General features: G+C 60.9%; 12 protein-coding genes. 9 read left to right on the top strand and 3 right to left on the bottom strand.

Translation table 11 applies throughout. From position 1 onward, the window contains the following. Positions 1–3 precede the first annotated feature (3 nt). Genes kdpB through kdpE form a run of 4 tightly spaced genes read left to right on the top strand, consistent with a single transcriptional unit; the run spans position 4 to position 6,000 of the window. Positions 4–2,052 carry a potassium-transporting ATPase subunit KdpB gene (gene kdpB, locus ACLH1U_RS20435; protein ID WP_072421300.1) on the top strand — a complete coding sequence of 683 codons (2,049 nt, stop codon included), beginning with the start codon at positions 4–6 and terminating at the stop codon, positions 2,050–2,052. Positions 2,053–2,062: 10 nt separating this feature from the next. Next, positions 2,063–2,638 carry a potassium-transporting ATPase subunit KdpC gene (gene kdpC, locus ACLH1U_RS20430; protein WP_050532980.1) on the top strand — a complete coding sequence of 192 codons (576 nt, stop codon included), beginning with the start codon at positions 2,063–2,065 and terminating at the stop codon, positions 2,636–2,638. After that, positions 2,639–5,326: a two-component system sensor histidine kinase KdpD gene (gene kdpD, locus ACLH1U_RS20425; protein WP_032455149.1), complete on the top strand. Its 2,688-nt coding sequence runs from the start codon at positions 2,639–2,641 to the stop codon at positions 5,324–5,326. It begins immediately after the preceding gene. Further along, positions 5,323–6,000: a two-component system response regulator KdpE gene (gene kdpE / locus ACLH1U_RS20420; RefSeq protein ID WP_065804705.1), complete on the top strand. Its 678-nt coding sequence runs from the start codon at positions 5,323–5,325 to the stop codon at positions 5,998–6,000. Before kdpD ends, kdpE begins: the two co-directional genes overlap by 4 nt. Here the strand turns inward: kdpE and ACLH1U_RS20415 are convergent. Genes ACLH1U_RS20415 through seqA form a run of 3 tightly spaced genes read right to left on the bottom strand, consistent with a single transcriptional unit; the run spans position 5,982 to position 8,695 of the window. Next, a complete protein-coding gene (locus ACLH1U_RS20415) occupies positions 5,982–6,419 on the bottom strand; it encodes a hypothetical protein (RefSeq protein ID WP_048334415.1) in 438 nt (145 codons plus the stop codon). The genes kdpE and ACLH1U_RS20415 overlap by 19 nt on opposite strands. Before the next feature lie 54 nt (positions 6,420–6,473). Then, positions 6,474–8,114: a phosphoglucomutase (alpha-D-glucose-1,6-bisphosphate-dependent) gene (pgm, locus tag ACLH1U_RS20410; protein ID WP_023288859.1), complete on the bottom strand. Its 1,641-nt coding sequence runs from the start codon at positions 8,112–8,114 to the stop codon at positions 6,474–6,476. A 32-nt stretch (positions 8,115–8,146) separates the two neighbouring features. Further along, positions 8,147–8,695 (bottom strand): replication initiation negative regulator SeqA, encoded by a 549-nt coding sequence (gene seqA / locus ACLH1U_RS20405; protein WP_101861818.1) that lies wholly within the window; start codon positions 8,693–8,695, stop codon positions 8,147–8,149. Positions 8,696–8,878: 183 nt separating this feature from the next. Between seqA and ybfF the strand changes: the two genes are divergently transcribed. From ybfF to tcuR, 5 genes are all read left to right on the top strand, one after another. Then, a complete protein-coding gene (ybfF, locus tag ACLH1U_RS20400; RefSeq protein WP_102002183.1) occupies positions 8,879–9,652 on the top strand; it encodes an esterase in 774 nt (257 codons plus the stop codon). Positions 9,653–9,785: 133 nt separating this feature from the next. After that, positions 9,786–10,079: a LexA regulated protein gene (gene ybfE, locus ACLH1U_RS20395; RefSeq protein WP_002894767.1), complete on the top strand. Its 294-nt coding sequence runs from the start codon at positions 9,786–9,788 to the stop codon at positions 10,077–10,079. 151 nt (positions 10,080–10,230) lie between these two features. After that, entirely contained in the window at positions 10,231–10,761 is a 531-nt protein-coding gene (fldA, locus tag ACLH1U_RS20390) for a flavodoxin FldA (RefSeq protein WP_002894765.1), read from the top strand. A 291-nt stretch (positions 10,762–11,052) separates the two neighbouring features. Beyond that, entirely contained in the window at positions 11,053–11,505 is a 453-nt protein-coding gene (gene fur, locus ACLH1U_RS20385) for a ferric iron uptake transcriptional regulator (protein ID WP_004885952.1), read from the top strand. A 127-nt stretch (positions 11,506–11,632) separates the two neighbouring features. Next, positions 11,633–12,559 (top strand): tricarballylate utilization LysR family transcriptional regulator TcuR, encoded by a 927-nt coding sequence (tcuR, locus tag ACLH1U_RS20380; RefSeq protein ID WP_023288855.1) that lies wholly within the window; start codon positions 11,633–11,635, stop codon positions 12,557–12,559. Positions 12,560–12,596 lie beyond the last annotated feature (37 nt).

Below are 12,596 nucleotides of genomic sequence, written 5' to 3'. Positions count from 1 at the left end.
GTTATGAGTCGCAAACAATTAGCCCTGCTGGAGCCGACGCTGGTGCGCCAGGCGCTGCTGGATGCCGTGAAAAAACTCAGCCCGATGGTGCAGTGGCGCAATCCGGTGATGTTTATCGTCTGGGTGGGCAGCCTGTTAACCACCCTGCTGGCCATCGCCATGGCTAGCGGCGCCCTGACCGGCAGCGCCACGTTTACCGCCGCCATCAGTATCTGGTTATGGTTTACCGTGCTATTCGCCAACTTTGCCGAAGCGATGGCGGAAGGCCGCAGCAAAGCCCAGGCCAATAGCCTGAAAGGGGTGAAAAAAACGGCCTTCGCCCGTAAGCTGCGCGCCCCGCAGCATGACGCGACGGTCGACCATGTGCCGGCAGAAGACCTGCGCAAAGGCGACGTGGTGCTGGTGGAAGCCGGGGATATTATCCCCTGCGATGGCGAAGTCATCGAAGGCGGCGCCTCGGTGGACGAAAGCGCCATTACCGGCGAGTCCGCGCCGGTGATCCGCGAATCCGGCGGCGATTTCGCCTCGGTGACCGGCGGGACGCGCATCCTCTCCGACTGGCTGGTGATCCGCTGCAGCGTCAACCCGGGAGAAACCTTCCTCGACCGGATGATCGCCATGGTGGAAGGCGCCCAGCGCCGTAAAACGCCGAACGAAATCGCCCTGACGATCCTGCTGATCGCCCTGACGCTGGTGTTCCTGCTGGCCACCGCCACCATCTGGCCATTCTCGGCCTGGAGCGGCAATGCGGTGAGCGTCACCGTGCTGGTCGCTTTGCTGGTGTGCCTGATCCCGACCACCATCGGCGGTCTGCTGTCGGCGATCGGCGTCGCCGGGATGAGCCGTATGCTGGGCGCCAACGTGATCGCCACCAGCGGCCGCGCGGTGGAGGCCGCTGGCGATGTCGATGTCCTGCTGCTGGATAAAACCGGGACCATTACGCTCGGCAACCGCCAGGCCTCCGCTTTCCTGCCGGCGCGCGGTGTGGAAGAGCGAACCCTCGCCGACGCCGCCCAGCTCTCCTCGCTGGCTGACGAAACCCCTGAGGGACGCAGCATCGTGGTGCTGGCGAAGCAGCGCTTCAACCTGCGCGAACGCGATCTGCAGTCGCTGCACGCCACCTTTGTCCCCTTTACCGCGCAAACGCGGATGAGCGGCATCAATATCGATCAGCGCATGATCCGTAAAGGCTCGGTGGACGCGATTCGCCGTCACGTGGAGGCCAACGGCGGCCACTTCCCTGCCGATGTCGAGAAGCAGGTGGAAGAGGTCGCCCGCCAGGGGGCCACGCCGCTGGTGGTTGCCGAAGGTGAAAAGGTGCTGGGGATTATTTCGCTCAAAGATATCGTCAAAGGCGGCATCAAAGAGCGTTTCGCCCAGCTGCGCAAAATGGGCATTAAAACGGTGATGATCACCGGCGATAACCGCCTTACCGCCGCGGCGATCGCCGCCGAGGCCGGCGTCGACGATTTCCTCGCCGAAGCGACGCCGGAAGCCAAGCTGGCGCTGATCCGCCAGTATCAGTCGGAAGGTCGGCTGGTGGCGATGACCGGCGACGGCACCAACGACGCGCCCGCGCTGGCCCAGGCCGACGTGGCGGTGGCCATGAACTCAGGCACCCAGGCGGCGAAAGAGGCGGGCAACATGGTCGACCTGGATTCCAACCCCACCAAACTGATTGAGGTGGTCCATATCGGCAAACAGATGCTGATGACGCGCGGCTCGCTGACCACCTTCAGTATTGCCAACGACGTGGCGAAATATTTCGCCATTATTCCGGCGGCGTTTGCCGCGGTCTATCCCCAGCTGGCGATGCTGAACGTGATGGGCCTGCATTCGCCATCGTCGGCGATCCTCAGCGCCGTTATCTTCAACGCGCTGATCATCGTCTTCCTGATCCCGTTGGCCCTGAAAGGGGTGAGCTATCGCCCGCTCTCCGCCTCGGCGATGCTGCGCCGCAACCTGTGGATCTACGGCCTCGGCGGTCTGCTGGTGCCTTTTATCGGTATTAAAGCCATTGACCTGCTGCTGACCCTGAGCGGTCTGGTGTGAGGAACAAACTATGTCATTGATTCGTCCAGCACTTGTGCTATTTATTCTGTTAACCCTGCTCACCGGCGGCGTTTATCCTCTGCTGACCACCAGCCTGGGACAGTGGTGGTTTAACTCACAGGCCAATGGCTCGCTGATCCGCCTGAACGGCGAGGTGCGCGGCTCGGCGCTGATTGGCCAGAACTTTACCGCCGCAGGCTATTTCCAGGGCCGCCCGTCAGCCACCGCGGAGACAGCGGATAACCCGATGGCCTCTGGCGGCAGCAACCTCGCCGCCAGCAACCCGGCGCTGGATAAGGCGGTGAGCGAGCGGGTGCAGGCCCTGCGCGCCGCGAACCCGGATGCCGACCCACGGGTGCCAGTCGAACTCGTCACCACCTCGGCGAGCGGTCTCGATAACAACCTGACCCCGGCCGCCGCGCTGTGGCAGGCGCCCCGGGTGGCCAAAGCGCGCCAGCTGAGCGTCGACCAGGTGACCACGCTGGTTAACCAGGCCACACAAACGCCGCTGCTGAGCTTCCTTGGCCAGCCGGTGGTCAATATACTGCAACTCAATATGGCGCTGGATGCCCTGAAGGATAAGTAAATGAGTGACGAGCCGCTGCGTCCGGACCCTGACCGCCTGCTGCAGCACACCGCCGCCCCGCATCGCGGCAAACTGAAAGTGTTCTTCGGCGCCTGCGCCGGGGTGGGGAAAACCTGGGCGATGCTGGCGGAAGCGCAGCGGCTGCGGGCCCAGGGGCTGGATATTCTGATTGGCGTGGCGGAGACCCACGGCCGGAAAGAGACCGCCGCGATGCTGCAGGGCCTTAGCACCCTGCCGCCGCGGCGGCTCGCTCACCGCGGGCGCTACGTGTATGAGTTCGACCTCGACGCCGCCCTCGCCCGCCGCCCGGCGCTGATTCTGGTGGATGAACTGGCGCACAGTAATGCCCCCGGCTCCCGTCATCCGAAGCGCTGGCAGGATGTGGACGAACTGCTGGAGGCCGGGATTGACGTCTTCACCACAGTTAACGTTCAGCATCTGGAAAGCCTGAACGACGTCGTCAGCGGGATCACCGGCGTGCAGGTGCGGGAGACCGTCCCCGATCCCTTTTTTGACGCCGCGGACGACGTGGTGCTGGTGGACCTCCCCCCTGACGATCTGCGCCAGCGGCTCAATGAGGGCAAAGTCTACATCGGCGGCCAGGCCGAGCGCGCTATCGAGAACTTTTTCCGCAAAGGGAACCTGATTGCGCTGCGCGAACTGGCTCTGCGCCGTACCGCCGATCGCGTCGATGAGCAGATGCGCGCCTGGCGCGACCGCCAGGGCCAGGAGAAAGTCTGGCACACCCGCGACGCCATTCTGCTCTGTATCGGGCACAACACCGGTAGCGAAAAGCTGGTGCGTACCGCCGCCCGCCTCGCCGCCCGTCTGGGCAGCGTCTGGCATGCGGTATATGTCGAAACGCCTTCCCTGCACCGCCTGCCGGAATCCCGGCGGCGGGCCATCCTCGCCGCGCTGCGTCTGGCCCAGGAGCTGGGCGCCGAAACCGCCACCCTCTCCGACCCGTCTGAAGAGAAAGCGGTCCTCCATTACGCGCGCGAACATAACCTCGGAAAAATTGTCATCGGCCGCCAGAGCAAGCGCCGCTGGTGGGATCGCAGCGGCTTCGCCGACCGTCTGGCTCGTCACGCGCCGGACCTCGATCTGGTGGTCATCGCCCTGGATGAAAAGCCCTTCCCCCTTCCGGCGCGCGCCAGCGACACTCGTCCGGCGCTGGAGAAATGGCGGCTGCAACTGCAGGGCTGCGCGTTGGCGGTGGCCCTGTGCGCCATCATTACCCTGGTGGCCATGCAGTGGCTGATGGCCTTCGAAGCCGCCAATCTGGTCATGCTCTATCTGCTGGGGGTGGTGATCATCGCCCTGCTCTATGGCCGCTGGCCGTCGGTGCTGGCGACGGTGATCAACGTTATCAGCTTCGATCTCTTTTTTGTCGCCCCGCGCGGCACGCTGGCGGTGTCAGATGTCCAGTATCTGCTCACCTTCGGCGTGATGCTCACCGTTGGCCTGCTTATCGGTAACCTCACCGCCGGCGTGCGCTACCAGGCGCGGGTGGCGCGCTATCGCGAGCGGCGTACCCGCCACCTGTATGAAATGTCCAAAGCGCTGGCGGTGGGTCGTAGCCAGCAGGATATCGCCACCACCAGCGAGCGGTTTATCGCCTCCACCTTTCAGGCTCGCAGCCAGCTGCTGCTCCCGGACGCCCAGGGGAAACTGCTGCCCTTAACCCACCAGCCCGGGCTGACGCCGTGGGATGACGCCATCGCCCGCTGGAGCTTTGATAAGGGGCAACCCGCCGGCGCCGGCACCGATACCCTGCCCGGCGTGCCGTATCAGATCCTGCCCCTGAAGAGCGCCGCCCGCACCTGGGGACTGCTGGTGGTGGAGCCGGCGAATCTGCGCCAGCTGATGATCCCGGAGCAGCAGCGTCTGCTGGAGACCTTCACCCTGCTGGTGGCCAGCGCCCTGGAGCGTCTCACCCTGACCGCCAGCGAAGAGCAGGCCCGGTTGACCAGCGAGCGCGAAAGCCTGCGTAACTCGCTGCTCGCCGCCCTGTCCCACGATCTGCGTACCCCGCTCACCGTGCTGTTTGGCCAGGCGGAAATCCTGACCCTCGATCTGGCCAGCGAGGGCTCGAAGCATGCCCCGCAGGCCAATGAAATCCGCCAGCATGTGCTCAATACCACCCGGCTGGTGAACAACCTGCTGGATATGGCGCGGATCCAGTCCGGCGGCTTTAATCTGCACAAAGAGTGGCTGACGCTGGAGGAAGTGGTCGGCAGCGCGCTGCGTATGCTCGAGCCGAGCCTCGGCGGCCAGCACGTTCAACTGGATTTACCCGACCCGCTGCAGCTGGTGCATGTCGACGGGCCGCTGTTCGAGCGGGTGCTGATCAATCTGCTGGAGAATGCCCATAAGTATGCCGGCGCCCGGGCGGACATCGGTATTCGCGCCGAAGCAGACGCCCGGCAGCTGTCGCTGGAGGTATGGGATAATGGTCCGGGGATCCCGGCGGGTCAGGAACAGGCTATCTTTGATAAATTCGCCCGCGGCAACAAAGAGTCGGCGATCCCCGGCGTCGGGCTGGGCCTTGCCATCTGTCAGGCCATCGTCGACGTCCACGGCGGGACCATCTCCGCCAGCAACCGGCCGGAAGGCGGCGCCTCATTCCGTGTTACACTGCCGGGAGAAACGCCCCCTGAACTGGAAGAGCTATCTGAGGAATTGTGATTAACGTTCTGATTATCGAAGACGAACACGCTATCCGTCGCTTTCTGCGCACCGCGCTGGAAGCCGACGGCATGCGCGTATTTGAAGCGGAAACCCTGCAGCGCGGGCTGATCGAAGCCGCCACCCGTAAGCCCGACCTCGCGATCCTCGATCTCGGCCTGCCGGATGGCGACGGCATTGATTTTATTCGCGACCTGCGCCAGTGGAGTCAGATGCCGATTATCGTCCTGTCAGCGCGTAGCGAAGAGCACGACAAAATTGCCGCCCTGGATGCCGGCGCCGATGACTACTTAAGTAAACCCTTTGGCATCGGCGAGCTGCAGGCCCGCCTGCGCGTCGCGTTGCGTCGTCACGGCTCGGCGCAGGCCGACGAGCCGGTGGTGCGCTTCGCCGACCTGGAGGTCAATATCCCCGCCCGCCGCATCCTGCGCGGCAGCGAAGAGATCCACCTGACGCCCATCGAGTTTCGCCTGCTGGCGGCGCTATTGAATAATCCCGGTAAAGTGCTTACCCAGCGCCAGCTGCTGAATCAGGTGTGGGGCCCTAACGCCGTGGAGCACAGCCATTATCTGCGGATCTATATGGGTCACCTGCGGCAAAAGCTGGAGGCCGATCCGGCGCGCCCGCAGCATCTGCTGACCGAAACCGGGATTGGCTATCGCTTTATGCCCTGAGCCCCGCCTCTGCAGTACCAGAGGCTGGCGATTTTCAGCCCTTCAGAGAGCAGCAGGAAGCCTGCCAGGATCGCGAAATGCCGGACGCCGGCGGCCTGAATCAGCCACAGACCCACAGAAAGCGAGGGCTGCATAAACACCAGCCTGAGCGGCGCCTGCCCCCAGGCCAGCCACAGCCCATAGCGGCTCTGACGGAAAAAGAGGATCATCGACAGCGGGATGCTGATAATCAGCAGCACATTCAGCGGATAGAGCCAGACCGCCGCAGCGCCCCAGGCGTGCAGCAGCTGGAGATAAGCCAGCAGGTCGTCGTAAAAAGGGAGTCGGCGGTGGGCAATATTCCACCATAAGAATTGCAGGACGAAAAAGAGATCCATCCACGCCCAGAACAAAAACAGGGACTTCCGCTGTATTTTCATCGCTATCCTTGCGAAAAAAATCAGGCCCGCGAGGGGCCTGATGATCGTGCGCCTTTAGGCGTTCTTCAGCACTTCACTGACAATCTCTACCGCTTCTTTTTCGATCAGTTTGCGATGTTCTTCGCCGAGGAAGCTTTCGCAGTAGATCTTGTAGGCGTCTTCGGTGCCTGACGGACGCGCCGCGAACCAGCCGTTGTCGGTCATCACTTTCAGGCCGCCAATCGCCGCCCCGTTGCCCGGCGCTGCGGTCAGACGGGCGGTGATCGGATCCCCCGCCAGGGTGTCAGCGCTGACCATTTCCGGCGACAGCTTAGACAGCGCCGCTTTCTGCGCGGAGGTCGCGGAAGCCTGCAGACGGTTGTAGCTCGGCGCGCCAAAGCGCTCCGCCAGCTCGTTATAGTGCTCCTGCGGGTTTTTCCCGGTCACTGCGGTGATTTCGGCCGCCAGCAGGCACATGATAATGCCGTCTTTATCGGTGGACCACGGCGTGCCGTCGAAGCGCAGGAAGGAGGCCCCGGCGCTCTCTTCGCCGCCGAAACCGAAGCTGCCGTCGAACAGGCCGTCGACGAACCACTTAAAGCCCACCGGCACTTCCACCAGCTTGCGGCCCAGATCGTTCACCACGCGGTCAATCATCGCCGAGGAGACCAGGGTTTTACCGACCGCCACCTCTTTGCCCCACTGCGGACGATGCTGGAACAGGTAGTTAATCGCCACCGCCAGATAGTGGTTCGGGTTCATCAGCCCGGCTGGGGTGACAATCCCGTGACGGTCGTAATCCGGGTCGTTGGCAAACGCCAGATCGAACTTATCGCGCAGCGCCAGCAGGCCCGCCATCGCACATTCCGAGGAGCAGTCCATGCGGATGGCGCCGTCTTTATCGAGGTGCATAAAGCGGAAGGTCTGGTCTACCTGGTCGTTCACAATGGTCAGATTGAGCTTGTAGTGCTCGCCAATGCGTTTCCAGTATTCGATACCGGAACCGCCCAGCGGATCGACGCCCAGCGTCAGGCCCGCTTTCTGGATCGCCGCCATGTCGACGATATCTGCCAGGCCTTCAATAAACGGCTGCACCAGATCCTGCTCTTTGACGTGGCCGGAAGCCAGCGCCGCGTCCAGAGGAAGGCGTTTCACGCCCTGCAGGCCAGCGGCCAGTAGTTCGTTGGCGCGGTTTTCCACCACTTTGGTGACGTTGGTATCAGCCGGACCGCCGTTTGGCGGGTTGTACTTGATACCGCCATCTTCCGGCGGGTTGTGTGACGGGGTGATCACAATGCCGTCCGCCAGCGGACCGCCTTTTTTGTTATGCACCAGAATCGCGTTGGAGACCGCCGGCGTCGGGGTGAAGCCGTTGTTTTCCTGCACGATCACGTCAACGCCGTTGGCGGTTAACACTTCCAGCACCGAAATAAACGCCGGCTCGGACAGGGCGTGGGTATCTTTACCGACATAGCACGGACCGGTGATCCCGTTCTTCGCACGATCTTCCGCAATCGCCTGGGCGATGGCCAGGATATGCGGTTCGTTGAAGTTGTGACGCGCCGCGCTGCCGCGATGGCCGGAGGTGCCGAATTTGACCGCATGCTCCGCATTACCGACTTCAGGCTTCAGCACGTAGTACTGAGCAGTCAGTTGGGCGACGTTAATCAAATCACTCTGTTGCGCAGGCTGCCCCGCACGTTTATCGATTGCCATTGCCTGATCCTTCTGGTGCAAATGTTAAAAAGCTAGATCGTGCCGCAAACCTTTTCAATCAGCTCCGCAGGGAACTGCATCGACTGCATGATGTGCTCAATCATGCTGCATTTACGGCCGGTATTGGTATTGGTGATCACCCACCACGGTGTACCAGGAACCTGTTTCGGTTTGGTCTGATTACCGCTTTTCAGCAGCGTACGCGCATCTTCCGCGAAGTAGACGCGCGTGCGGCCATGCAGAGACTCCGTCGCCTCGGCAAATGCTTTACTGTCCAGGGAGTAGAGAGTGGTCAACACCAGCATAAAACGGTTCACCGCGCGCTTCTGCTCGGCGTATTCATCAGATAACAGCATCTCGCGCATGGCGCGGACTTTATCTTTCGCCGGGTTAGCGGGTTTCACCTCAACGGCAGGCGTGGGCGCCAGCGCCGGCGCGGCTTTGCTGACCTGTGTAGCCGGTTGGGAAACGGCGGAAAATTTCAGCATGCGCCGTAAAATGTCGGATGCGCTCTCGCCGATATGCAGAGTGTGGCTGGCAATATAGCGATAGAGTTCATCATCAACTTCAATTGTTTTCATCTTAATCCAGTGCGATATCTTTTCTGAATACAAATCGTTGGGATTATAAGTACAAATCCCAACCGCGGATAGCGTCAAACCAGGATGGCGGTAAAACTCAGAAAACTTCTGGGTCTTGCAGCCGGATGGCAGAATGTCCAACATAATACCCTAACCCGACGGAGCGAAAAAAAGAACTTTGCCATGAAATTAAATAGCCGAGCGCAATCTGCACAGAATCCGCACAACCACTCCCCGATCGTGCTGGTCCACGGTCTGTTTGGCAGCCTGGACAACCTGGGCATCCTCGCCCGCGACCTGGTCGCCGACTACGATATTCTGCAGGTCGATATGCGCAACCACGGTTTGTCGCCGCGGTCGCCAGAGATGACCTACCCCGCGATGGCGCAGGATCTGCTCGATACGCTCGACGCGCACCAGATTGAGCGCGCCACCTTTATCGGCCATTCGATGGGCGGCAAAGCGGTGATGGCGCTGACCGCCCTGGCGCCGGAGCGCATCAACGGTCTGGTGGCGATCGATATCGCCCCGGTGGATTATCATGTTCGCCGTCATGATGAGATCTTCGCCGCTATCCGCGCCGTCAGCGAATCCGCCGCCAGCACCCGCCAGCAGGCGGCGCAGGTGATGCGCGAGCATCTGCAGGAAGAGGGGGTGATTCAGTTCCTGCTGAAATCTTTCGTTGACGGCGACTGGCGCTTCAACGTCCCGGTGCTGTGGGACCAGTACCCGCATATCGTCGGCTGGGAAACCATCCCGGCCTGGCCGCACCCGACGCAGTTTATTCCCGGCGGCAACTCACCCTACGTGACCGACGCCTACCGCGACGCGCTGCTGGCCCAGTTCCCGCAGGCCCGGGCCCACGTCATCGCCGGCGCCGGACACTGGGTCCATGCCGAGAAACCCGAAGCGGTGTTGCGCGCGATCCGCCGCTATCTCACGAGCATTGGCGCCTGATTGGCTAAAATATGCCCGACCGCGCCGCAGAATGCCCGCGGTCGTTGGCGCAGCCGTTCGCCTGATGTATGATGGCGCGCTATCTGCGCCGGCTAGAGCCCGGCAGCTTGTTTCCCCGAAGTCACTCAGAATCATGGCAAAAGAACAAACGGACCGTACGACATTAGATTTGTTCGCAAACGAGCGTCGCCCGGGAAGACCAAAAACCAATCCGCTGTCGCGCGATGAACAACTGCGCATCAACAAACGTAATCAGCTGAAACGCGATAAAGTGCGCGGGCTGAAGCGCGTGGAGCTAAAGCTCAACGCCGACGCGGTCGATGCGCTTAACGAACTGGCGGAAGCGCGTAATATGAGCCGCAGCGATCTCATCGAAGAGATGCTGATGACGCAATTAACCGCCCTGCGCAGCCAGGGAAAAGTCTAACTTTCCGCGAAAAATCCGCATTCATGTAGCAGAGTGTGCAGTCGGGCGTGATTGCTGTTTCCGCGTCCTTGCCTGTTCTGCTATGATTGCCGTTATCTGTGGGCATCGCGTCCCTACCACATCATTTAAGTTTCAAGAGGTTATTTTACTCATGGCAATCATCGGCATCTTTTTTGGCAGCGACACCGGCAACACCGAAAATATTGCAAAAATGATTCAAAAGCAGCTTGGTAAAGATGTTGCTGATGTTCACGACATTGCCAAAAGCAGCAAAGAAGATCTGGAAGCTCACGACATCCTGCTGCTCGGCATCCCGACCTGGTACTACGGTGAAGCCCAGTGTGACTGGGACGACTTCTTCCCGACGCTGGAAGAGATCGACTTTAACGGCAAGCTGGTGGCGCTGTTCGGCTGCGGCGACCAGGAAGACTACGCAGAGTACTTCTGCGATGCGCTGGGCACCATCCGCGACATCATTGAGCCGCGCGGCGCGACCATCGTTGGCCACTGGCCGACTGCCGGCTATCACTTCGAGGCCTCCAAAGGCCTGGCGGATGACGACCACTTCGTCGGCCTCGCCATTGATGAAGACCGTCAGCCGGAACTGACCAACGAGCGCGTTGAGAAGTGGGTGAAGCAGGTGGCTGAAGAGCTGCACCTCGAAGAAATCAAAAACGCCTGATAATTAAGCGGCGCAATCATTGAGTTGCGTCGTATTAATAGACAAAAGCAATCAAACTAATAGCTACAAGTTTTTAACTTTTAATCACATATCTGTACAATGTCCTCTGATTCTACGAGGCACGTGACGCAGTTTGTAGCTGGTGCCTCGTTTTTGACAGCAAACCAGGCCCGATGCTTGCAGTTTTCATTTACCAGTGGCAGTTCTATAATGAGACGCATTACGTCGGGTTAATTTCTGTATGACTTCCGTTGAAGGAAGTAGATCGTTTAGCAACAGGACAGATTCCGCATGACTGACAACAATACCGCATTAAAGAAGGCTGGCCTGAAAGTCACACTTCCTCGACTGAAAATCCTTGAAGTGCTGCAGGAACCGGATAACCATCATGTCAGTGCGGAAGACTTATATAAACGCCTGATCGACATGGGCGAAGAGATTGGTCTGGCGACCGTTTACCGCGTCCTCAACCAGTTTGATGACGCCGGTATCGTGACTCGTCATAATTTTGAAGGCGGTAAATCCGTTTTCGAACTGACCCAGCAGCATCACCACGATCACCTGATCTGCCTCGACTGCGGCAAAGTGATCGAATTCAGTGATGACTCTATCGAAGCGCGCCAGCGTGAAATCGCTTCCCGTCACGGCATCCGCCTGACCAACCACAGTCTGTATCTGTACGGTCACTGTGCGGAAGGTGATTGCCGCGAGGACGAACACGCCCACGACGCGGTGGAAAAGTAATTCCCTGCTTCGCCTGCTCTGAAAAGCCAACCTGCCGGTTGGCTTTTTTATGGGCGCTTCTGCCGCGCTTCCCGCTCACGTCCCGGCGGCGACCCTCGCGAGTCCCCGCTTTGTCCGGAGAGTTGATATGGAACTTCGCCAGCTACGCTATTTTACGCGCATTGTTGAAACCGGCAGCATGGGCCGCGCCGCGCTCGATCTGAATATCGGCGTCTCGGCGCTCAGCCAGCAGATCGCGCGTCTGGAAAATGAGCTGTCCATTCGCCTCCTGCAGCGAACCTCTCGCGGCGTGACGCCCACCAGCGCGGGCCTCGCTTTCTACTCACAGGCGCAGCTGGCGCTGCGTCATGCCGATGATGCCATCCTCGCCGCCCGCGAGGCGCGGCTGTCGGGCCACGTCAGCGTCGGCATGGCCCCCAGCACCGCCTCCGTTCTTGGCGTACCGTTCATCAACGCGATGCGCGAGAGCTACCCCGACGTCCGCCTGCACCTGGTGGAAAGCCTCTCCGGCAATCTGGAGCGGATGATCAACACCCGCCAGCTGGATTTAGCCATCGTCTTCCAGCAGGAGAAGATCCTGCGCTGGAGCGCCAGACCGGTGCTCGAAGAGCGCCTGTTTCTGATCGGCACCCATGCGCTGTTGGCCTCGCTGCCGGATGACCCTGTTTCCCCTGACCAGCTCACCACCCTGCCGCTGATTATGCCAAGCCAGGGCCACGGCCTGCGCGGCAGGCTGGAGGCGGTTTGCCAGCAGCACAGCCTCAGCGTTGAGGTGGTGGCGGACATTGACGGTCTGGCCCTGCTGATGCAGGCCGTGCGCAGCGGACTGGGCGCCACACTGCAGCCCGGAGCCGCTATTTCCCACCTCGACCATCAGGCGCTGAGGGTGATCGGCATCGCTAATCCGGTCCTCAGCCGCCCCAACTTTCTGGTCAGCCTGTCGGATGATGAGCTCACCCCGGCAGGCCTTGCGGCACGGGTAATACTAAGCAAAGTCATGCGCCAGCTGGTGGAGTCCGATCGCTGGCCAGGCGCCACCCTTTACGTTAACTAAACCCCTCTTTAGCGTTACGCCATAGCGCCCCGCCGCC

It is taken from the genome of Klebsiella sp. 1SOBk5mer (genome assembly GCF_046603115.1).
In the GTDB taxonomy this organism is placed as follows: domain Bacteria; phylum Pseudomonadota; class Gammaproteobacteria; order Enterobacterales; family Enterobacteriaceae; genus Klebsiella; species Klebsiella quasipneumoniae.
Note: the sequence above shows the minus strand (reverse complement) of the source record. Positions and strands in the feature narration are given on the sequence as shown.